We start from the raw sequence: 21,280 nt of genomic DNA on the forward strand, positions 1-21,280 counted from the left end.
AAAATATCTGCAAATTTTTAACAAAATTTGACAGTGTATTAATAATGTGTAAAATTAAGTTAAGCTTCATTTCTTAAGAAATGAATATCTATTGATACAAAAAATGTATCAACCCATACCCTTTAATATCAGGAAATAGGTTGATACACAAAATTATTTACAGACCCACCTGTTGCTACTAAAACAGGAATGATTGGCACAAACACATCACCAAATGTTCTAATAGCACGCTTAAATGCATTTGAATCTTTTGAAGATTTTTTCTTCATTTCTTCCTTGCTTGACTCAATTAATTCATACTTTGTCACTTCATCATATACCTTATTGACTACCCCTGTACCAAGGATTAGTTGGTATTGGCCAGAGTTGTAAAATGAACCCTTAACAGCTTCAATCTTATCTGCCTTATCTTGGTCTATTTTATCCTTATCTCTAACCATTATTCTCAATCTGGTTGCACAATGGGCAACAGAATCAATATTTTCTTGTCCACCAACAGCATCAATTATTTGACCTGCGACTTTTTTGTAGTCCACAATATCCTCCTATTTATGTAAATTTTAATATTATTTGATAAAACGGAACCGGTTCCTAATGTTGACTATAGTATACCCCTATTTTTTACAGATGTCAATTATTTAATCTTTTAAATGTGTTATAATTTTAAAGTATAGGAAGGTGACAGTATGGCAACTATAAATGATATAGCAAAATTGGCCAAGGTATCTAAAAGTACCGTTTCAAGGTATTTAAATAATGGGTCAGTTAGCAAAGAGACATCTAAAAAATTAGAAAAAATAATAAAAGACCTAGATTATAAACCAAACTCCTTTGCTCAGAGCTTAAAGGCAAGTAAAACAAATATCATAGGGACAATTATTCCAAATTTTATTGGTTTTTCAAAAAATATTACTTTGACAGCGATAGACTCGGAACTTAAGAAGAATGGAATGACAGCTTTTATAGCTAATTCTGGCGACGATATTGATACAGAAATTGATATTATTAATAATATGGTAAAGCAAAAAGTTGACGGCATACTTTTGTTTGGTTCTGAAATTACAGAAAAACATATAAAAATTTTTGAAAATATTGATATACCTATTGTAGTTATAGGTCAACAAGTTGACCAGGCTTATTGTGTATTTCACAATGACTACAAGGCTGGAAAGCTCATAGGACAGCACATAAAAGATTTAGGCCACAAAAAGATAACTTATTTTGGTGTTGGAGATTATGATAAGAGTCTTTACCAAAGATATCTAGGTATGAAAGAAGTTTTGGGCGACGAGTGCGAAGTTATCTACCATGAGTTGAATTTTAATGTGGAAGATTCTTATGTAGAATTATTGAACACTTACGAGAAAGACAAATCCACCTATTATGTTTGTGCAACTGATAATATGGCTTATGGGATTATCCAAGGTTTTAGAAAGCTTGGACTTTCAGTACCAGGAGATGTGTCTATATCAGGTTTTGGTAACTATGATATAAACAATATAATGAGTCCCCTACTCACCACTGTAAACTTTGATTATACAAAAATAGGAGAAATCGCCGTGGAAAAATTGTTGAAACTTGTAAATAACACAAAAACAGAAAAGGCTACTATGTTAGATTGTAATTTAATAAAGAGAGAATCTACTAAGGCAGTGTAATATCGTATATATAGCAAAAAGACACACTATTTTATGGTAGTGCGTCTTTTATTATTTTCTTTTTATTCAATATTCCAAGTTATATCAATATCTTCACTGATTTCTATATCTTTTGCATCAATTTCAATATCATATGAGCGTGCCATACTTATAGAGTCATAAGCGATCATATCCATTCCGACTTTATCGAATGAATAGTCGATGCTTCTTATATCTAAAAGTTTTACTCCTGAGGTCTTGGCAATTATATTAGCCTTTCTTCTAGCCTGTTCTACTGCTTTTGTTAGGGCTTCTTCCTTATATTTTACTTTGTCTTTTAAATCATATTTCACAAAAAATTCCACGTCTAAGTAACTTTTTGATACCTCATAAATTAATTCGCCTAAGACTTCATTGTCATTTGCAAATTCAATAAATGAATCGTGCTTATATCTGTATCCTACTAATATCCTTTTACTTGTACTATCTTCTTTTTCTTTGTATTCATATTCTGGTTCAACTGATAAAAAATCAGTTTTTAATTCCTTCCTATCAAATCCAACTTTCTCTATCAAGTCTTTTATTTTTAGAGTAAGTTCTGCAGATTTTCTAACTGCCTCTTCATATTCTTTGCATACTTGGGAAGCACGTAGCTTAAATATTATTAAGTCTGGTCTTACAAATATACTTGTTTCACCAGTTACTCTTAAAGTTTTCATTTGATTTCTAAGTAATTTTTCCATGCTAACTCCTTTAAATTATTCTTCTTATAAAGAAGATGTACCCAATATTTAACAATTACCGTATTATATCTTTACTTAGATCCTATTTATCTTATACTTTATTTGTAATAATTTTATTTTTATCTTTATATATTTATCCTTATATTAATTCCATATTTAAATTCGTTCCCAATTATTTTTAACCAATGCTGCAAGATTTTCTTTATTGTCTTTGAAAATTCTACCAGTCATTGGAACTTCATAGGATATATTTTTACCCAGATGGTCAAAACTGATAATTGACTTATTTGTCTTATTATTTATTTCAAAATTCTCTATTTCACTTTCAGGGAATAGATAAAAGTCCGTTCTCGTAGAATTAGATATTTCTTTTTCATAGATTCCCTTGTTATCAAAGACTAAAATAAAAGTCCTTGAATTATCAAATATATAATATAATTTACTTAAAAGTATTTTCAAAATATTTTTACCAAGGCTGTTGTGCTTGAATCCCACAAGATAACTTTTTTCTTTTCCAAATCTATTTACTACACTCTCTTTTATTTCTTCCCTACTATTCATTAATAATCCCATATTTTCTCCTATTTAAATATAAATACTTCTTTGATATCCTTATCTAAAACCTTGCAAATTTTATAAGCCGTCTCTAATGTAGGGCTTATAGAGTTATTTTCATAAGCCATTATAGATCTTCTCTTTAAACCAACCGCTTTGGCCAACCTATGTTGGGACAAGCCTTTTTCTTTGCGAAATTCTGCTATCTTGTTTTCTATAATTACTTCCATGATTTAGTCCTTTGGTGTCTTGTTTAGTATTTTTGATTGATGTCTGGACTTTACTATCTTTGATATCTTGAATTGACTCAAATCCCTGTGATTGTGTTTTTTTATTTCAATTTTGAATTACTTCAATTTTAGTTTATCGACAATCTTAAGTGTATTTTGGTTACATTTATAGTACCATTTAAATGTCTAGTTTGTAAAGCGTAATGTGAATAGTTGAAATTATTTAAGATTTTTAATTTATTTTTTGAAACGCTTTTATACAAGTATGTGTATCAAATAACTATAGATTTATAATCACATAAACAAAACCACCTCAAAAAAACCACTTTCTAATTGAACTTTTTTGAGGTGGTTATTATTTTAATATTTATTCGATTATTTCAAAATCCTTGAATAAAATTTCTTAATCAATACTAATTAGCATTTTTAGTTATAGGCTTCTTAACTACATTGGTCAGTATTATAAATATAAAACTGAATCCTAACATTATTAATATATTCGGCATGAGTTCTGAAATATTTTTTCCTTGGTCTATTAAACTATTATTTAATACATAATAGTAATTTGGAAATATTCTAGCTATTTTTAAAGTTGCTTCTCCTAAAAACTCCATAGGAACAAATACTCCAGATAAAAATGATGATCCTAAAACTAGTATATTTATCACCACTGATAAAGAATTTGAGTCTTGGAACAACTTTCCAATTAACATACTTAAAGTCACAGCAGTTATCATAAATATAAATGAGTTAAAGGCAGCTAAAAGAAATACTTGATTGAATTCAAAATCTTTAACTAGTACTATACATATTATAATGTATAATAGCCAAAATATTATCCCAAAGACCAAATGACCTAATGTCAATATTAGATTTGTCTTTTTTTCTGATTCAGCTGATACTCTTTGTCTTTTGTTGACCGTTTCTTTATAATAACTTGACATAACAAGTGTAACTACAAGTAATATTTGTGACAATAAAGGATAAGACATAAAGTTAAAATAAAATCTTGAGTTGCTTTCGTCTCCACTAGCTTGTTTCATATCATTTATTTTTTGAACTTTTATAGTTTTATCTAAATCACTATTAGCATATTTTATGGAATCTTCTAATTCATAACCATTATCATTATATTTATATACTTTGTCTATAAATTCATTTACTCTTTGTTTTACTAAAAATGAATACATACTTTTTGGTGATGATTTATATATAATTTCTTTAGTATTTTCAAAGTCTTCAGGTATTACGACTATAGCATCTATTGCCCTATAGAATAATTCATCATCCAAGTTTTCCTTATCTAAATCACTTACGATTTTTTCTTTTTTTCCTATATAGTCTACTAATGCTTTAGATATTTGGCTATTACTTTTATCTTCAACGTAAACTTTATTCTTCACTTCTGAATAATTTGTATCCGTATTTGAAGAATTAGAATTTATAAAAAATATAGATATGGATAAGAATATTATTGTATATAAAAGGATTGAAAACTTATGCTTTTTAACTATTTTGAAATAATTCTTAAAGATGTTCATAACGTTTCCCCCTTGTAAATACTAAAGTTAACATTATGAAAACAAATGTTACCAATCCTAAACACATTATATTTTGATAGAATCTAGTCATATCACTGTAATAATACATAGAATATAAAGCATCCGTAATTATAGAAACCGGATTAATTTTATTTAATATTGGAATATTTCTCTGTATTAAAATTTTAATATCTGAAACCATCATACCAGCCATAAAACTCATGAGCATTGTAAGACCAATACCAATTCCTTCTTTTTTATTAATATCAGCCTTAACTCCAGTAGCTATCAGTGTTCCAAAACTTACACCACATAAACCTGACAATAAAGTTAAGAGTATGAGACCTGGATAGTTATTTCCAAACTCTATATTTAATAAATATTTTAGTACCAATATTGTTATAATTAACACTATAGTGTTAATTATCCATGCTACAAGTAAAGCAGATAATAATTTAGTTTTAATATTAGATGGCGACATAACATTTCTTTTCGCAACTGTAGATAAATTAGCTTCATATTGATAGATTACAAACATTCCCCACATATATCCATACAAAGCTTGCATACCAATTAATGTATAAAAATATGTGTTTACTAAGTTCATATTTTTATTGGATTCATCTTTAATATAATCATTTATCCCAATTAATTCATTTATATTTGCATTAGAATTCTTTTCTAATATCCTATAAATTGTTTCGCTATTTTGAATAAAAGATTTCATCACAGATGTGACTATCGAAGACTTAAATCCCTCATCTTTTACAAGCACATCATCTACTTTTCTAATATAAGCATTGTGCTTATCAAGGTTTACATCTTTATTATCACTAACTTTATCGATTTTAAATATTTTTTCTTTCTCAACACTATCAAAAAATAATTTTATATTCTCATCTTCATATAAATCTTCATTTACCAATACATTTACGGGTTCTAACTCTAGCTGTTCATTCAAATTACCAAATGCTAGTTTGAATAAAACACCTAAAATTATAGGAAAGAAAAGACTCCAAAATACTAAGGCTTTTTGTCTTAATAATATTTTAAATGTATTTTTAAGAACATGTCCAAACATATTAGTCCCTCAATTCTTTTCCAGTTAGATCTAAAAACACATCGTTTAAGGTAGGTTTAGAAGAAGATAATGATTTGTAATTAATGTTTTTATTTTTCAAAAAATCAATAAGATTTATTAGATTATATTCACCATGTTCAAATTCAACATAGCAAGTATTATTGTCATATTCAACATTTACAACATGGTCAATATTTTTTATTTCATCAATAAAGCTATTACTCAAATCATCACTTTCAAAACTAATCTTTTCTGATAAATTAATAGAATTTTTAAGTTCTTCACTTGTTCCTTTAGCAATTACTTTTCCTTTGTCTAAAATTACAATATCATCACAAATTAAATCTACTTCTTCCATATAATGAGATGTATAGATAATGGTGGCACCTTCTTCATTTAACTTCTTAATTCCTTCTAGTATATTATTTCTAGATTGAGGATCTACGGCTACTGTAGGTTCATCAAATATAATTAGTTCTGGTTTATGAGCTATTCCACATGCTATATTCAATCTTCTCAATAAACCACCGGATAATTGTTTTGGATAAAATTTTACAAAATCATTTAATCCTACAAGATCTATAACTTCATCAACTAATACTTTTCTTTTTACTTTATCTTTAATATATAGTCCACAAAAATAGTCTATATTTTCATTAACTCTTAGTTCTTCAAAGACTCCTACATCTTGAAAAACAACTCCAATCTTACTTTTAATATCATATTGATCAGGATCCATTTCTTTACCAAATATCTTTACTGAACCTTCATCAAATGATAGTAGGGATAATATACAATTAATTGTTGTTGATTTTCCAGATCCATTTGGTCCTAAAAGTCCAAGTATTTTACCTTTTTTTACTTCTAAATCTAAACCATCAACAGCAGTTAAGTTTTTATACTTTTTTACAAGGTTTTTAACTTCAACAACATTTTCCATAGTACCCTCCTACCGAAATTATACAAAATTTAGTAGTATATTTAAATAAAAAATAGAGCATTAAAAACCCTGCTATGTATCACCATAGCAGGGTTCCAGTTAAAATTACATCTTAATCATATAATATATTATATTAATTTATTTTAATCGATTCTATTAATCAAATTTAATGAAAGATCCATCATTTGCAGATATGATTACATCTTCTCCATCTTTCACATCAACTTCATATACTAAAACACCATCATCTGTATGAAGATCCCATCCTTCTACATTATTAGCTTTAGCTTGTTTTAACGCTTCTTCTATAGCTTTTTCTGGACTTACAATCTTATCTAAACTGATACTAATATCATCTTTATCTATATCATCATCTGCTTCAGATTTTTGTTCAAGTATATTTTCTGTTTCTGCATCAATTTCTAATTTATATTCTTTATTATCTTTCCAACCTTCTATTTCGTAAGTATATTTTCCATCGTCTTTATCAAAATCAATCTGTGTTATATTTATTTCCTTATCACCAAATTTTTCATAAAATATTTCCACCGCTCTATTTATAGTTACTTTAGCAGTTTCACTTTGATTTTGAGTATTATCATTAGTTTCTGTTTCTAAACTTGATTCTACTTTTGTCTCTGTAGCTGTTTCTAATTTTGTTTCAGTTTGATTCTGAGTTCCGTTAGAACATGCTGCCAACACAAGTACTCCTGATAATAATAATGTTCCTAATTTTATTTTTTTCATCATAAAAAATCCTCCTTTTGTTTCAATATCATATATACCCAGTATTTCTTCTTCTACTCTTTAAACTAAATTGCGTCTATTTGTGTATTATACTCATATTAAAAGGATTAATATTTTTAATTAATAAATCAATTTATTCTTTTCAATTTTTCAATAGCTCTCAAAATATTAATTTCTGCACTATGGAATTCTATTTTAGAATTTTTCTCTTTTTCACTACGTTTAATTTCAGCTTCGGCTCTTTTTACAGCTTTTATGTCTACATCCTCAGGTCTTTCTGCTTCATGGACTAGTATAAGAACTTCATTTTCTTCCATACGAACAAGTCCTCTTGTTACAACTACATCTTCATCCTTACCACCAGGTTTTCTAAACTTTAATATACCAGGATAAACAGATGCTATGGTATTTCTATGATCCGCGAGTATTCCTGTATATCCTTCTTCTGTTGGAAACATAACATGTTCACATGGACCTTCATAAAATATATGATCTGAGGCGTATAGTTTTAAAATAAAAGTTTTCATAAAATCACCTAATTTTCTGATTCAAGTTGTTTTGATTTTTCAATTACTTCTTCAATTGTTCCCACGTTGAAAAATGCAGCTTCTGGATATTCATCCATTTCTCCATCTAAAATTGCCTTAAATCCTCTAATTGTATCTTTTAATGGAACATATTTACCATCCATACCTGTAAACTTCTTAGCTACATGCATTGGTTGTGAAAGGAATCTTTGAATTCTACGTGCCCTATTTACAATTTTTCTATCTTCTTCAGAAAGTTCATCCATACCAAGTATAGCGATTATATCTTGTAATTCATTATATTTTTGTAATGCTTCTTGAACTCTTCTTGCTGTTTGATAATGTTCCATTCCTACAATTTCTGGCTCTAATATTCTTGACGTTGAATCAAGTGGATCTACTGATGGATAAAGACCTTGTTCTGCAACCTTTCTAGATAATACTGTGGTCGCATCTAGATGTGTAAATGTAGTAGCTGGAGCCGGGTCTGTTAAGTCATCAGCTGGTACATAGATTGCTTGAACCGATGTAACAGAACCATTTTTTGTAGAAGTTATTCTTTCTTGTAATTGTCCCATTTCTTCTGAAAGTGTAGGTTGGTAACCTACAGCAGATGGCATACGTCCTAATAAAGTAGAAACTTCAGAACCTGCTTGAACAAATCTAAATATATTGTCTATAAATAGAAGTACATCTTTATTTTCTTGATCTCTAAAATATTCTGCCATAGTAAGTCCTGTTAGGGCAACACGCATTCTTACTCCTGGAGCTTCATTCATTTGTCCAAAGACTAAAGCCGTTTTATCTATAACTCCAGACTCTTTCATTTCAAGCCATAAGTCATTACCTTCTCTGGATCTTTCACCTACTCCAGTAAAAATAGAATAACCACCATGTTCTTGTGCTACATTATTGATAAGTTCTTGAATTAATACTGTTTTTCCAACACCAGCACCACCGAAAAGTCCAATTTTTCCACCTTTTGGATATGGTTCAAGTAAATCTATAACTTTGATACCAGTTTCAAGTATTTCTACTGCTGGTGATTGATCTTCAAATTTTGGTGCATCTCTATGAATTGGCCATCTCTTTGCATTTGATGGAACTTGTTCTCCTTTATCAATTGGATTGCCAAGTACATTGAACATTCTTCCAAGAGTTGAAGCGCCTACGGGAACTGTAATACCTGTACCTTCTGAACTTACAAGCATATCTCTGTGTAATCCTTCACTTCCCGAAAGCATTATACATCTTACGGTATTTGAACCAATTTGTTGAGCAACTTCCATTACCTTAGTTTCATTATCTAAACTTATAGTTAATGCTTCTTTTATTTTAGGAAGTGATACACCTTTTTCAAATTGAACATCAACAACAGGTCCTGAAATTGCAACTATTTTTCCTTGTACTATCATTTCTTAGCCTTTCTTTTCATCCTCATTGCTTTTGCACCCGCACTAACTTCGGTTATTTCTTGGGTAATTGCTTGCTGTCTAACTCTATTATATTTTATAGTTAAATCATCTAAAATAGTGTCTGCATTTGTATTAGCTGAATTCATCGCATTCATTCTAAAATCCAATTCTGAACAATATGAGTCAACTAATGCACCGTAAATAAAACCTACTAAATAACTTTCAGTAACGGACTCTAATATTTCTTTAGGGTTTGTGTCAAATTCAAATGGCTGATTTACTTGTTTTTCTTCTAGCTTTTTATTATCATCAAAATATTCTCTATGGAAAGGAAGAAGTCTTGTTAGTAAAGCTTCTCCTTTTGTAATTGAATCAAAATCTGTATATACAATAAAGATTTTTACAATTTTACCAGAGTCAAATTCATCAAGTAATAAATCTGAAATCTTATAAGCCTCATCCATAGTTGGTGATTGTGCACTAAAGGTAAATGATTTTTCAAAATCTATATTATGTCTATAGAAGTATTGTCTTCCATATTCACCGACTATATAGTATTTAACATCATTGTCTATAGAAAAATCTAATGCTTTTTTAATAGCATTATGATTATATGGACCTGCTAACCCCTTATCAGCCGTTATAAGTAAAACTCCATCTACTCCATCTTTGAAATCTTTTCTATCTATTGGATATAAATATTTACTCTCAATATCTTTAACAGTTCTAAATAATCTTTTAATTTCAGTACGAAGTGCATAAAAATATGGTCTAGTATTTTCTAATTCAGCTCTTGCCTTTTTTATTTTAGTAGAAGAAATTAGATACATCGCATTTGTAATTTTTCTAGTATCTCTAATACTTTTTATTCTTGATTTAATTTCTTTTGCACCTGCCATGAAATCCTACTTTCTATCATTCAAATACTCTTTTGCAAGTATGATAATACGCTCTTTAACATGATCTATAAGTTGTTTCTTTTCTTCAATTTCTGTGATTATGCTTGGTTCATGCATATGGATATAGTTGATTATTCCTTCCATGCTTTGTTTCACTTCTTTAGTATCTACATCTAGAAGCAATCTATTAAGAGCAACAACTAATGTAATTACTTGCTCTGATTGTGACATAGGTGAAAATTGATCTTGTTTTAAAAGTTGCATTAATCCTTGACCAAATTTTAATTGTCTCTTAGTAGTTTCATCTAAATCGGAAGAAAACTGTGTAAATATCTCCATTTCTCTGTATTGTGCTAGTTCAAGTCTAAGCGTAGATGCAGCTTTTTTTACAGCTTTTGTTTGCGCAGCCCCACCTACTCTAGATACTGATAAACCTACATTCACAGCTGGTCTTTGTCCCGCAAAGAATAGTTCAGATTCCAAAAATATTTGTCCATCAGTAATAGAAATAATATTTGTTGGTATATAAGCAGATACATCTCCGGCTTGTGTTTCTACTATTGGAAGTGCTGTTAAACTGCCTCCACCATTTTCATTTGATAATTGTGCTGATCTTTCAAGTAATCTTGAATGTAGATAAAATACATCACCCGGATAAGCTTCACGACCTGGAGATCTTCCAAGTAAAAGGGAAATTGTTCTATATGCTATAGCATGCTTTGATAAGTCATCGTAAATGATTAATACATCCTTACCTCTATTCATAAAGAATTCTGCAATTGCTGTACCTGCATATGGAGCTATATATTGTTTAGCTGCTGGTTCTGAAGCTGTAGCAGCGACAATTATTGAATAATCCATTGCACCATGCTTCTTTAAATTTTCTTGTAATTGTGCAACAGATGAAGATTTCTGACCGATTGCAACATATATACAAATAACATTTTTATCTTTTTGATTTACTACAGTATCTATAGCAACAGCTGTTTTACCAGTTTGTCTATCTCCAATGATTAATTCTCTTTGCCCTCTACCAATTGGAAACATTGAATCTATTGACAATATTCCTGTTTCAATCGGTCTATAAACTGGTGCTCTATCTAAAATTTCTGGCGCTGGTCTTTCTATTGGATAATATGCCTCAGCTGTAATATCACCTTTTCCATCAATAGGTTCTCCTAAAGCATCTACAACTCTACCTATAATTGCATCACTTACTGGTATACCAGCCGTTTTACCAGTTCTAAATACTTTATCACCTTCAACTATTGCGTCGTCTTTTCCAAAAATCATACATCCGACTGTATCTTTTTGTATATCTTGAACAAGAGCTTTTTGTCCATTTTCAAAAATGATAATTTCACCATAATTTACATGTTGAAGCCCTGATATAATAGCGATTCCATCTCCAATTTCTTCAACTATACCTTCTTCTCTTGAGGAAGCTATTGGTTGCCAATTTTTAACAGTTTCTTTTACAAGTGACATATAATTTTCTTCACCTAAAGGAACCTCATGTAATAAATCTCTAAATTGATTTACTTTTCCTATTAATGACCAGTCATATATATCAGAATCAACTTGCAACACAAAACCTAGCTCTATATTGTTATCATATTCCCATTCTAATTCATAATCATCTGAATATTTTTTTCTAACAAATTCTAAGATTTTTAACTCTTGTTCAGCTCTTGGTCTTTCGACACCTCTTAGTTTTGCTATTTTACTCATTATCATCCTCATTTACATGTTTTAAGAAATCATCATATACATCATTATTTAATAAAGATAATTTTGCTGCCGCTTCAATAGCAACTTCTCGCAAGTCTTTCTTTGTATTTCTTATTAAAATATCCTTTTCTAATTTTGATTGAGATCTTGCTTTTTCAATTATCTTCTTTCCTTCTTCTTTTGCTTGATTTATTTCTTGTTTTGCTTGAACTTGTGATTCTTTAATAGCTTTTTCTTTAATTCTATTTGCCTCTATATGAATATCCTTAAGCTCAAGTTCTCTTTGTTTTAATAATCCCTTAGATTTTTCTAGATTTTCATTTGTTTCTTTATCTAAAGATTTATAATACGCTTCTCTATCATCCATAAATTTAACTATTGGTTTATATAGCAATTCATTTAAAACTAATAGAAGAAGGACAAAGTTAAACACATGCAATAATATTTGTTGGAAATTAATCCCTAACATATTTTGCCTCCGATTCTATAGTACGAATATTATTAATATCGCAACAATAAGTGCATAAATTACTACTGTTTCAATGAAAACCAAACCTAACATCAATGTGGTTCTGATTTTATTATCTGCTTCAGGTTGTCTAGATATACCATCTGCTGCTTTAGATATGGCCATACCCATAGCTAGTGCACCACCTAATCCTGTTAATCCAATAGCTATACCTGATGCTATCCCTTTTGCTCCTTTTGCAGAATCTTCTGCATCCTGAACTTGTGTTGACTCTACTGCTTCTGTTGCAGATTCATTGTTTTGTGCAAAAGCTGTTGATGTTAAAGCTATAAAACTTGCACAAACTACTAATACCATTAATAATGCTGATAATTTAATTTTTTTATTCATAATATCTCCTAAATTTATTTTGCGTGTTTTTCAGATACTTCACTAACTTCTCCATAGAATATTGATGTTAGTAAAGTAAGTACATAGGCTTGTATTGCCGCATGTAATAAAGTAAATAATACTGCTACAATTACTGGAATACCATAACTTAAAAATATAGTATGATAAACTAAATCTGTTACTAAAAGTCCACTAACTAAAGCTCCAAAAAGTCTAAAACTCATGGATATAGGAAGTGAAAATTCTTTCAATGTCTTTCCTACACCTCTTATACCATTTGAAATAATACCACCTGATAGTATTGTTAAAAATGATAATATTGCCATTGAAATAGCTCCATTTAAGTCTGATAAAGGCGCTGGAAGTGATATTGATTCTCCAGTTCCAGTTATGACTTGTATACCGGATAATTCAAATAATGTACTAAAAGCTATATATACACCAGCAACAAATACATATAATCCTAAGAAACCATGTCTATGCGGGCTATTATCTTTCGCTAGATTTCTAAAGGATGTAACGGCTTGTTCTAGCAATAATTGAAATTTTCCTGGTACTCTTTTAAATTTTGGAATTACAAAGATTCTAACTATTATCGCAAATAAAATTAGAATACCTGATACAATAAAGGCTGAAATAACTGCAGGATTCACCTGTATAAGTCCAAATAAATCTATTTTTTCAACTTCATGAACTACAGCATCTTTCATAGCCTCACTAAGTGAAACATCACTGTGTTTACCAGGAACTAAAATACTTCCAATAAAAGAAATTACCGCTAAAACAATTAAAACTATCCTTATAGTTTGTTTTCGCATATATTCTCCTTTCACATATTTTAGTGTCAAATTGGCACAAATAAAACAAGAACATAGTTCTTGTAAAAGTTAATCTATATATTAATATTACTCCTGAATTTTTTCATTTTCAAATTGATGTAAATATTATTGATAAATATTTATTATGTTAATGATTTCATAAATGAACAATCTTTTTATTTTTTTTCAAAATATAAAAAAAATGAGTATTTGCAACGTATTTCATGCAATACTCATTTATTAAAATTTATTAATATTTTTTTGGTACATATATACGATATTTACCAGAAATAACCTCTACTTCTACAGGTAATTTCAATCCTTTATCGCCATCTAAATCAATATAAATTTCTTGATCATCTAGTGATTTAATTGTAAGCTTTTTCCCCTGCATAAATTCTATATTTTCTGATTTAGTAATATCTCCTGCAATAAAATCAATTCCCATTTTTGCTCTTGATAAAAATGCTGCATCTTTAAGTATAAATACATTTATATTGCCATCATTTAAACTTGAATCAACTCCTGGGATTTTGATTACAGAAAATTTATTAGACATAGTAGCAGCTAAATGATCTACTTTTCCTCTATAAACAAAATTATCTACATGTACCTCAAGATTATATTCTTTTTGAGTATTAATATTTTTAAGTAGATTCGCAACATAAGCCATAAAACCAAATTTTTCTTTATCTTCATTTGAAACTTCATTTAAAGCATCCGGAACAACTCCAAGACTTAATATAAATCCAAAAGCTTTGTTTCCAACTCTTCCGATGTCTACAGGTATAGCTTCATCAAAGTTTATACTATCTATAACCTTATCTCTATTTTGATTGTATTTTAAAATTTTTGACATAATATTTCCTGTCCCTGATGGAAATATCAATATTTTAGGTACATATTCTTGGTCTAATAATCCAGTAAGAACTTCAGATAATGTCCCGTCTCCACCTACTGAACAAATTGAATCAAATCTCTTTTCACTTGCTTCTTTAGCCAATTCACAAGCATGTCCCTTTCTTTGCGTTTCTTCTATCCTAACTTCTTCAAAATATTTTGATAATTGCTCTTCAATTTTTTCCTTAAATTTTCCACTATCAGATAATCCAGATGATGGATTCATAATTACCATTATATTCTTCAACTTACTCACTTTGCTCTCCTAAATATTAAATTACGTAAATATTATAACACAATAATTGAATAACTGTTATAATTAAATTAAAAGATAAAATAAGGAGATATTATGAATTCAAAATATACAAAAGTTTTAGTTCCTAAAAAGAAAAGAATAGCATTGGTTGCTCACGATGATACTAAACCTGAGTTGTTTGCTTGGGTACATAATCATCTAGACTTACTTAAAAATCATGAATTATGTGGAACGGGAACAACTTCTACAATTATTAGAGAAAAATTTAATTTAGATATAAAATCATTCTTTAGTGGTCCACTTGGTGGTGACCAACAAATAGGCTCTGCTATTACAAATGGAGAAATTGATATACTAATCTTCTTCTGGGATCCAATGTCAGCACAACCACATGATCCAGATGTAAAAGCTCTATTGAGAATAGCTGTACTTTATGATGTACCAACTGCTATGTCCCCAATCGGAGCAGACTATATATTTGGTTCATATCTTATGAATGAAGAATATTACAAGTATATCCCTGATACACAGTTAAGTCTTAGTCAAAGAGTTGATGAATTATCTGATTAATAGATTTTGTAATAAATTTTTATACTGAATTATATTAAAGACATTATATGTTTCTTGCAAACATTTTCATAATATGGTACAATAATAATGCCAAAAGATATCTTTGGAATATATTTTCTCTAATTTGTGTCGTATAGTGCAAGTGAAAACTATTTTAAGAATATTATAAAATTAATCATACGTAAGAACTCGGGAGTTCTAAAAATATTCTTATTCAGATTAGACGAAAAATATAATTTAGAGTTTCATAAGGAGTTTATATGGAAATCTCTATAAAAAAATAACGACCTATACATTATGTGATGTATGTGGTCGTTATTTTTATATAAATTTATTACAAATTTTAGAATCTATAAATACTTTTTTATTCAATAATCTCTATTAGAATGCTGGTTTAGCATGGCCTTCTAATTTTGTATTGATGAAGTCTTTTACTATATCTGAAGTTATAGCTTCTTTTAATGCTTTAATTTTTTCACTATCTTTATTATCTTCTCTTGCTACTAAAGATATTGCAAATACTTGATCTTCTTCTGGTTCTAATAATAAACCATCAACTATTGGTTTTAAATCTAGTGCTTGAATATATGTTGGATAATTAAATGTTAAATCTGATTCTTGATAAGCTTCATTTAAGTTTAATAAATCCCATTCTTTAAATTCAAAATTCTTTGGATTTTCTTTAATATCTGAAACTTCAATATCATATGAATCAGGATCTGATAAAGTAATTGCTCCAGATGTTGCAAGTAATCTTAATGCTCTCGCTCTATTAGTTACATCATTTGGTATTGATATAACTGCTCCTTCTGGTAATGCATCAATTGAGTCATAATCTTTTGAATAGAATGCTACTAAAGCATTATACACAGGTGTAACTCTAACAAGTGATGCATCATTTCCTTTATTGAACATTTGCATAAATGGTTCATGTTGGAAAAAGTTCGCATCTGCTTCTTCATTTTTAAGAGCGATATTAGCTTGTACATTATCAGATACTTCTAAAAGTTCTAATTTATATCCTTTTTCTTTTAATTCATCTTCAAGTAATTTTAAAATATCTGTCATAGGAGATACATGTGATGCTACCTTAATCACTTCAAGTTCTCCATTGTCTGACTCTAAACTTGTTTCTTTATTATTTTCTGTTTCAACATTCGTTTCTGTCATAGTTTCTTCTGATGGTTTTTGTGTCGATGCACATCCTACTAGAAATATTGTAAATGCTAAAAGTAAAGCTAAAATTTTCTTCATTATTTTTTCTCCTTTGAAATATAATTTGCTATAAAATAGCCAATAGTTTGAATTATAAATACATAAATTATAAATATAATCACTATCAATATCATAAGCTTGTAATTATATTGTTGATACCCGAATCTAAATGCATAATCTCCAAGCCCTCCAGCCCCAATCACTCCCATTACTGTAGAATAGGATAAAAGACTTATCACAACTGAAGTGAACGATAAAATCAAATCATTTGTAATAGATGGAAATAAAAAATATCGAATAATATCAAATTTTGTAGCCCCCATGCTTATTGCTCTATCTATTATGTTTTGATCAACATTCATATATGCTTGTTCAACAAATCTTGCGTATATACTTACCGTAACAAGGGTTAATGGTAAAAACGATGAAATAACACCATATGATGTTCCCCAGATTGCTCTATTTACAGGTATTAATAAAAATATAAATAATAAAAAAGGTATAGATCTTAATGTATTTACAAAAAAGCTTAAAATATTGTAAATAATTTTGTTTTTGATTAAAAATTTTGATTTTAATGCATACATCAGTGTACCAAGTGGTAATGAAATTATTAGAGAAGCTATCATTGAAACAATCATCATTATATTTGTTTCTATAAATGCTTGAAAAATTCTATCCTTGTTTTGAATTAATATATCAATCATTAAAATACTCCATTACATGTTTATAGTAATCTTCTTCCACTGCTTGCTTTTCCTTATTTAGATATATTTCCTCTTGTACCGTTTGGTTCTCAATAAATAATATTCTATCACAGATACTCTTAACTAAAGCAAAGTTATGAGATATCATAAGAATAGAAATATTATATTTCTCTACCAAAACTTTTAATAAATCAAATATTTCTTTTTCAGCCTTTACATCTAAAGCTGAACTAATTTCATCACATAATAATATACTTGGATTTTGCAATATCGCCATTGCAATAGCGACTTTTTGTCTTTGTCCACCACTTAAATTACGTGTTCGCACATCTTTCAAATCTTTAATACTCATAAATTCTAATATATCATCTATCTCATCATAATTTACTCTTCTTTTACTTAATTTAAATGGTAATTCTAAATGATATAAAACTGATTTATTGAGTAGTAAATTTGCATCTTGAAATATATACACTATATCTTGACGTAATTTTCGTATTTCTTTTTCATCCATATCATCATAATTTTTATTATTATATGTGATTTCTCCACTACCTTTTGTGACCAGTTGATTGGCCATTTTTAATATAGTAGATTTACCTGTACCATTTCTACCAATAAGTCCAACGATTTCCTTTTCACCCAATGTAAATGAAATGTCTTTTATATTAAATTTTGATGAGCTGTAGGTTTTTCCAACCTTATTAAATTCTAACAATTATCCCTCATTTCAAAGTGGACATCAAAATTGAACCACTTACTGCAGCATTTAAAGATTCTACCTTTCCTTGCATAGGAATTTTTACAAGTTTATGTGGAATTTTCTTTATCTCTTCTGAAATACCATTACCTTCATTTCCTATAACTATAGCCTTTTTTTGGGAAGATTCAATTTCCTTAAAATCTTCACCATTCATATCAGCAATATAAATTTTATAATCATTTAAAGTATTTATAAATTCATAATTTGTTTCAATCAAATTTAATCTAAATATTGATCCCATTGTAGATCTAAGTACTTTTTCATTATAATAATCTACAGAGTTAATAGAAATAATAGTATTATATCCGAAAGCTTCAGCAGATCTAATTAAAGTTCCCATATTTCCCGGATCTTGAATATTATCTAAAATTAGAATATTCTCACTCAATTTATCTTCATTATATTTTGAAACTATCGCCATATATCCATCAGGAGTTACTAGATTTGATATTTCATTAAATAACTTATCTTCTATAAGTATAGAATTATCATAAACTAATTCATTACTTTCCTTTTGAATTATATACTCAATATTTCTATTTGATTTAATTGCTTCATCAATCATTTTTCGAGTTTCTATTAAAAATAGATTTTTTTCATTTCGAAATTTCTTTTTTTTGAGCTTATTGATCATTTTTATTAAATTATTTTTTGAACTTTTAATTACTTCTTTCATGATTACCTTCTCATTATAAACTATATTTAAAAAATCTAATGTGAGTAACTTCACATTAGATTTTAAAGTGTTATTCGTATTGTGTAAACTTGTCCAGTTCTGATATAGAACCCATAACAAGCATTCTATCTTTTGGTTTAATATCTGTAGCTGCTGTAGGATTACCAATAAATGTACCATTCTCATGAGTAATTCCCAAAACATTTACTCCATACTTATTTCTCAAATCTATTTGTGATAATGTCTTACCTACCCATTTTTCAGGAGCCAATATTTCGATTATTTCATAATCATTTGAAAGTCTTACTATATCTAAAACATTTCTTGATGATAAATTATGTGCAAGTCTCATTCCTGAATCTCTTTCAGGTACTACTATATTATCTGCTCCTATTTTATTTAAAATCTCTTTATGAGTATCATTTTTAGCTTTTGCTACTATATGTTTTGCTCCTAATTCTTTACAACCTATTACTGTCATAACAGAAGCTTCAAATTCAGTCATACAAATTATTACTGCATCAACTTCTTTAACCCCTGCTGCCTTTAAAGTGTCTCTATTTGTTGCATCACCTATTAAACCTGTAGTTGTAATATCAGATAACGCATCTACTAATTCTTCCTTAATATCTACTACTACAACTTCATGTCCTATTTGTGATAATGTACGTGCTACAGAAGATCCAAATCTTCCAAGTCCGATAACTGTATATTGTTTCATATTTACTCCTAACCTATTAATATTGAAACCTTTTGTTCTCTATAAGTTTTATGTTTATCTGAATCTATAAACGCTACTATGATTGATATAGGACCAACTTTACCAAATATCATAGTTGCTGCAATTATTAATTTTGATATTATAGTCAAATCTGAGGTTATACCACGAGTAAGACCGACTGTTGCATATGCCGATATAACTTCATATACTATATCTAATGTGTTTATCGTAGGTTCAAATAATGTAATTAAGAAAACTGATCCAACTATCCATGTTAAAGAAATTGTAAATATTGCTATAACTTTCTCAGAAATTTCCTCTGGTAATCTTCTTTTGAATAAACTAATATCTTTATTTTTTGTTACATTTGACTTAGTTATTAAAAACAATGCTGCAAACGTAGTTGTTTTAAATCCACCCGCTGTACCGGCTGGTGAACCACCAATGAACATTAACATAATAGTTATAACCATAGATGCATTTAAATACATAGCTTGATTACTTGTATAAAATCCAGCAGTTCTTGTAGTTGTAGATTGGAAAAATGCTACAATGATTTTATGGAAAAAACTATAATTCCCTAATGTTTCTGGATTATTGAACTCAATTACTAAAAACCACAATGTAGGTATTATTAATAAACCTAAAGTTATTAATAAAGTTAGTTTTGTATGAACACTGTATTTTCTAAATCTAAATTTCTTCACCAATATCTCTTTTATTACAGTATGTCCTATACCACCGACTATTATTAATAATGAAATTACTAAGCTTATATTTAAATTAGTTGCATATGGTGTTAAACTTTGTTCTCCAATTAAATCAAATCCCGCATTACAAAAAGCAGAAATAGAATGAAATATTCCATAAAAAATTCCTTTTGCTAATCCAAAATCTTTAACAAATGTAAATGATAAAAAAATTGCTCCTATAGCTTCTGCTAAGAATGTTGATAATAGTATAAATTTAATTATTCTTACTATTCCTTCAATACCTGTGGCATTTTTTTCTTCTGAAAGTTTTAATCTGTCTGAAATAGACATTTTCTTGTTAAATATCAAAGCAACCATACTTGCAGCAGTCATTACTCCAAGTCCACCTAGTTGTATCCATAATAGTATAATAACTTTACCAAATGTTGACCAATGTATTGCAGTTGCAACTGTTGTAAGACCTGTTACACATACAGAAGAAACTATCGTGAAAAATGCATCTATCAAGCTAGTCCATTCACCGCCACTTGATGAGATTGGTAGCATCAATAAAATCGTCCCTATAACAATACTCACGACATACATAAATAGAATCAATCTTGCAGGATTCTTTGATATGAAATTTTTATAATATTGAGCTAGTTTCATTTTCATTCCTTATAAATAATATTCAATACATTACATTATATACTTTTTCATTATCTTCATCAATATATATATACAATCATAACCACCAGCTTAGCTGGTGGTTTGCACTGCCCCTATAAGGGGCTTTTTCCTGCTGTGCACCTTGTGCACATTGAATGTCTGCCAACTGCACTACTTTCTCAACTGGTGCTAAAGCACCTTGTTTTTATATTTTTATTTTGTTTTCTTTCCAGAAAACGGATCTACATATTCTTTTATACTTATTTGATCAGCTGTATAATCTTCTTTTAACTGATTTCTTATATATTCTTGTATCTTCTTTGCATTTTTCCCTGCTGTATCTACAAAGTATCCTCTACACCAAAAGTTTCTATTTCCATACTTATAT

Annotated in this window: 25 protein-coding genes; 2 read left to right on the forward strand and 23 right to left on the reverse strand. The window is 28.7% G+C overall.

Annotated elements, in window-relative coordinates; genetic code table 11:
• Nucleotides 1-128: 128 nt before the first annotated feature.
• Nucleotides 129-536: a glucose PTS transporter subunit EIIB gene (locus G534_RS0106135; protein WP_027348342.1), complete on the reverse strand. Its 408-nt coding sequence runs from the start codon at nucleotides 534-536 to the stop codon at nucleotides 129-131.
• A 150-nt stretch (nucleotides 537-686) separates the two neighbouring features.
• Here G534_RS0106135 and G534_RS0106140 point away from each other — a divergent pair, with 150 nt between their 5' ends.
• Nucleotides 687-1,658, forward strand: coding sequence for a LacI family DNA-binding transcriptional regulator (locus G534_RS0106140; protein WP_027348343.1), 972 nt, complete (start codon nucleotides 687-689; stop codon nucleotides 1,656-1,658).
• Nucleotides 1,659-1,720: 62 nt separating this feature from the next.
• Here G534_RS0106140 and G534_RS0106145 read toward each other — a convergent pair whose 3' ends face one another.
• The 15 genes from G534_RS0106145 to G534_RS0106215 all read right to left on the reverse strand — a co-directional run bounded on the left by G534_RS0106145 (nucleotide 1,721) and on the right by G534_RS0106215 (nucleotide 14,879).
• Nucleotides 1,721-2,380, reverse strand: coding sequence for an SIMPL domain-containing protein (locus G534_RS0106145; RefSeq protein ID WP_034596066.1), 660 nt, complete (start codon nucleotides 2,378-2,380; stop codon nucleotides 1,721-1,723).
• A 156-nt stretch (nucleotides 2,381-2,536) separates the two neighbouring features.
• Nucleotides 2,537-2,953 (reverse strand): hypothetical protein, encoded by a 417-nt coding sequence (locus G534_RS0106150; protein WP_027348345.1) that lies wholly within the window; start codon nucleotides 2,951-2,953, stop codon nucleotides 2,537-2,539.
• Nucleotides 2,954-2,961: 8 nt separating this feature from the next.
• On the reverse strand, nucleotides 2,962-3,165 hold the full coding sequence (locus G534_RS0106155; RefSeq protein WP_027348346.1) for a helix-turn-helix transcriptional regulator: 204 nt from the start codon (nucleotides 3,163-3,165) through the stop codon (nucleotides 2,962-2,964).
• Nucleotides 3,166-3,578: 413 nt separating this feature from the next.
• Nucleotides 3,579-4,706 carry an ABC transporter permease gene (locus tag G534_RS0106160; protein ID WP_027348347.1) on the reverse strand — a complete coding sequence of 376 codons (1,128 nt, stop codon included), beginning with the start codon at nucleotides 4,704-4,706 and terminating at the stop codon, nucleotides 3,579-3,581.
• Nucleotides 4,693-5,787, reverse strand: a complete 1,095-nt coding sequence (locus G534_RS0106165) for an ABC transporter permease (protein ID WP_027348348.1) — start codon at nucleotides 5,785-5,787, stop codon at nucleotides 4,693-4,695. The genes G534_RS0106160 and G534_RS0106165 overlap by 14 nt, the downstream gene beginning before the upstream one ends.
• Nucleotide 5,788: 1 nt before the next feature.
• Nucleotides 5,789-6,727, reverse strand: a complete 939-nt coding sequence (locus G534_RS0106170; protein ID WP_027348349.1) for an ABC transporter ATP-binding protein — start codon at nucleotides 6,725-6,727, stop codon at nucleotides 5,789-5,791.
• A gap of 156 nt (nucleotides 6,728-6,883) precedes the next feature.
• Nucleotides 6,884-7,477, reverse strand: coding sequence for a PepSY domain-containing protein (locus tag G534_RS08075; protein ID WP_051177452.1), 594 nt, complete (start codon nucleotides 7,475-7,477; stop codon nucleotides 6,884-6,886).
• Between the two features lie 125 nt (nucleotides 7,478-7,602).
• The gene (atpC, locus tag G534_RS0106180; RefSeq protein WP_027348350.1) at nucleotides 7,603-8,001 is read right to left on the reverse strand and encodes an ATP synthase F1 subunit epsilon; all 399 of its coding nucleotides are present in this window, start codon (nucleotides 7,999-8,001) and stop codon (nucleotides 7,603-7,605) included.
• Nucleotides 8,002-8,009: 8 nt separating this feature from the next.
• Complete coding sequence (gene atpD, locus G534_RS0106185) at nucleotides 8,010-9,416, reverse strand: F0F1 ATP synthase subunit beta (RefSeq protein ID WP_338032969.1); 1,407 nt, start codon at nucleotides 9,414-9,416, stop codon at nucleotides 8,010-8,012.
• Nucleotides 9,413-10,315, reverse strand: a complete 903-nt coding sequence (atpG, locus tag G534_RS0106190) for an ATP synthase F1 subunit gamma (RefSeq protein WP_027348352.1) — start codon at nucleotides 10,313-10,315, stop codon at nucleotides 9,413-9,415. Before atpG ends, atpD begins: the two co-directional genes overlap by 4 nt.
• A gap of 6 nt (nucleotides 10,316-10,321) precedes the next feature.
• The gene (gene atpA / locus G534_RS0106195; RefSeq protein WP_156896581.1) at nucleotides 10,322-12,046 is read right to left on the reverse strand and encodes a F0F1 ATP synthase subunit alpha; all 1,725 of its coding nucleotides are present in this window, start codon (nucleotides 12,044-12,046) and stop codon (nucleotides 10,322-10,324) included.
• The gene (locus tag G534_RS0106200) at nucleotides 12,039-12,515 is read right to left on the reverse strand and encodes an ATP synthase F0 subunit B (protein WP_027348354.1); all 477 of its coding nucleotides are present in this window, start codon (nucleotides 12,513-12,515) and stop codon (nucleotides 12,039-12,041) included. The genes atpA and G534_RS0106200 overlap by 8 nt, the downstream gene beginning before the upstream one ends.
• A gap of 15 nt (nucleotides 12,516-12,530) precedes the next feature.
• Nucleotides 12,531-12,905, reverse strand: coding sequence for an ATP synthase F0 subunit C (locus G534_RS08585; RefSeq protein ID WP_084510103.1), 375 nt, complete (start codon nucleotides 12,903-12,905; stop codon nucleotides 12,531-12,533).
• Between the two features lie 14 nt (nucleotides 12,906-12,919).
• The gene (locus tag G534_RS0106210; RefSeq protein WP_027348356.1) at nucleotides 12,920-13,723 is read right to left on the reverse strand and encodes a F0F1 ATP synthase subunit A; all 804 of its coding nucleotides are present in this window, start codon (nucleotides 13,721-13,723) and stop codon (nucleotides 12,920-12,922) included.
• Nucleotides 13,724-13,973: 250 nt separating this feature from the next.
• On the reverse strand, nucleotides 13,974-14,879 hold the full coding sequence (locus G534_RS0106215) for a diacylglycerol/lipid kinase family protein (RefSeq protein WP_027348357.1): 906 nt from the start codon (nucleotides 14,877-14,879) through the stop codon (nucleotides 13,974-13,976).
• A gap of 93 nt (nucleotides 14,880-14,972) precedes the next feature.
• Here G534_RS0106215 and G534_RS0106220 point away from each other — a divergent pair, with 93 nt between their 5' ends.
• A complete protein-coding gene (locus G534_RS0106220) occupies nucleotides 14,973-15,449 on the forward strand; it encodes a methylglyoxal synthase (RefSeq protein ID WP_205617665.1) in 477 nt (158 codons plus the stop codon).
• 381 nt (nucleotides 15,450-15,830) lie between these two features.
• On the opposite strand, the gene G534_RS0106225 is transcribed toward G534_RS0106220, so the two are convergent.
• From G534_RS0106225 to G534_RS08080, 7 genes are all read right to left on the reverse strand, one after another.
• Nucleotides 15,831-16,703: a MetQ/NlpA family ABC transporter substrate-binding protein gene (locus tag G534_RS0106225; protein ID WP_027348359.1), complete on the reverse strand. Its 873-nt coding sequence runs from the start codon at nucleotides 16,701-16,703 to the stop codon at nucleotides 15,831-15,833.
• A complete protein-coding gene (locus G534_RS0106230) occupies nucleotides 16,703-17,371 on the reverse strand; it encodes a methionine ABC transporter permease (RefSeq protein WP_027348360.1) in 669 nt (222 codons plus the stop codon). Before G534_RS0106230 ends, G534_RS0106225 begins: the two co-directional genes overlap by 1 nt.
• On the reverse strand, nucleotides 17,364-18,089 hold the full coding sequence (locus G534_RS0106235) for an ATP-binding cassette domain-containing protein (RefSeq protein ID WP_027348361.1): 726 nt from the start codon (nucleotides 18,087-18,089) through the stop codon (nucleotides 17,364-17,366). The genes G534_RS0106230 and G534_RS0106235 overlap by 8 nt, the downstream gene beginning before the upstream one ends.
• Before the next feature lie 7 nt (nucleotides 18,090-18,096).
• Nucleotides 18,097-18,810 (reverse strand): TrmH family RNA methyltransferase, encoded by a 714-nt coding sequence (locus tag G534_RS0106240; RefSeq protein WP_034596068.1) that lies wholly within the window; start codon nucleotides 18,808-18,810, stop codon nucleotides 18,097-18,099.
• Nucleotides 18,811-18,880: 70 nt separating this feature from the next.
• Nucleotides 18,881-19,531 (reverse strand): potassium channel family protein, encoded by a 651-nt coding sequence (locus tag G534_RS0106245; protein ID WP_027348363.1) that lies wholly within the window; start codon nucleotides 19,529-19,531, stop codon nucleotides 18,881-18,883.
• A gap of 8 nt (nucleotides 19,532-19,539) precedes the next feature.
• Complete coding sequence (locus G534_RS0106250) at nucleotides 19,540-20,892, reverse strand: TrkH family potassium uptake protein (protein WP_051177453.1); 1,353 nt, start codon at nucleotides 20,890-20,892, stop codon at nucleotides 19,540-19,542.
• Nucleotides 20,893-21,105: 213 nt separating this feature from the next.
• A partial coding sequence (locus G534_RS08080) for a transposase (RefSeq protein ID WP_034596071.1) occupies nucleotides 21,106-21,280 on the reverse strand: 175 nt, incomplete at its 5' end.

Source organism: Helcococcus sueciensis DSM 17243 (genome assembly GCF_000423145.1).
Taxonomy (GTDB): Bacteria; Bacillota; Clostridia; order Tissierellales; family Peptoniphilaceae; genus Helcococcus; species Helcococcus sueciensis.

Coding starts and splice junctions, on each gene's coding strand:
- G534_RS0106140 (WP_027348343.1), top strand. CDS start 687: ATGGCAACTATAAATGATATAGCAAAATTGGCCAAGGTATCTAAAAGT.
- G534_RS0106145 (WP_034596066.1), bottom strand. CDS start 2,380: ATGGAAAAATTACTTAGAAATCAAATGAAAACTTTAAGAGTAACTGGT.
- G534_RS0106150 (WP_027348345.1), bottom strand. CDS start 2,953: ATGGGATTATTAATGAATAGTAGGGAAGAAATAAAAGAGAGTGTAGTA.
- G534_RS0106155 (WP_027348346.1), bottom strand. CDS start 3,165: ATGGAAGTAATTATAGAAAACAAGATAGCAGAATTTCGCAAAGAAAAA.
- G534_RS0106160 (WP_027348347.1), bottom strand. CDS start 4,706: ATGAACATCTTTAAGAATTATTTCAAAATAGTTAAAAAGCATAAGTTT.
- G534_RS0106165 (WP_027348348.1), bottom strand. CDS start 5,787: ATGTTTGGACATGTTCTTAAAAATACATTTAAAATATTATTAAGACAA.
- G534_RS0106170 (WP_027348349.1), bottom strand. CDS start 6,727: ATGGAAAATGTTGTTGAAGTTAAAAACCTTGTAAAAAAGTATAAAAAC.
- G534_RS08075 (WP_051177452.1), bottom strand. CDS start 7,477: ATGATGAAAAAAATAAAATTAGGAACATTATTATTATCAGGAGTACTT.
- atpC (WP_027348350.1), bottom strand. CDS start 8,001: ATGAAAACTTTTATTTTAAAACTATACGCCTCAGATCATATATTTTAT.
- atpD (WP_338032969.1), bottom strand. CDS start 9,416: ATGATAGTACAAGGAAAAATAGTTGCAATTTCAGGACCTGTTGTTGAT.
- atpG (WP_027348352.1), bottom strand. CDS start 10,315: ATGGCAGGTGCAAAAGAAATTAAATCAAGAATAAAAAGTATTAGAGAT.
- atpA (WP_156896581.1), bottom strand. CDS start 12,046: ATGAGTAAAATAGCAAAACTAAGAGGTGTCGAAAGACCAAGAGCTGAA.
- G534_RS0106200 (WP_027348354.1), bottom strand. CDS start 12,515: ATGTTAGGGATTAATTTCCAACAAATATTATTGCATGTGTTTAACTTT.
- G534_RS08585 (WP_084510103.1), bottom strand. CDS start 12,905: ATGAATAAAAAAATTAAATTATCAGCATTATTAATGGTATTAGTAGTT.
- G534_RS0106210 (WP_027348356.1), bottom strand. CDS start 13,723: ATGCGAAAACAAACTATAAGGATAGTTTTAATTGTTTTAGCGGTAATT.
- G534_RS0106220 (WP_205617665.1), top strand. CDS start 14,973: ATGAATTCAAAATATACAAAAGTTTTAGTTCCTAAAAAGAAAAGAATA.
- G534_RS0106225 (WP_027348359.1), bottom strand. CDS start 16,703: ATGAAGAAAATTTTAGCTTTACTTTTAGCATTTACAATATTTCTAGTA.
- G534_RS0106230 (WP_027348360.1), bottom strand. CDS start 17,371: ATGATTGATATATTAATTCAAAACAAGGATAGAATTTTTCAAGCATTT.
- G534_RS0106240 (WP_034596068.1), bottom strand. CDS start 18,810: ATGAAAGAAGTAATTAAAAGTTCAAAAAATAATTTAATAAAAATGATC.
- G534_RS0106245 (WP_027348363.1), bottom strand. CDS start 19,531: ATGAAACAATATACAGTTATCGGACTTGGAAGATTTGGATCTTCTGTA.
- G534_RS0106250 (WP_051177453.1), bottom strand. CDS start 20,892: ATGAAACTAGCTCAATATTATAAAAATTTCATATCAAAGAATCCTGCA.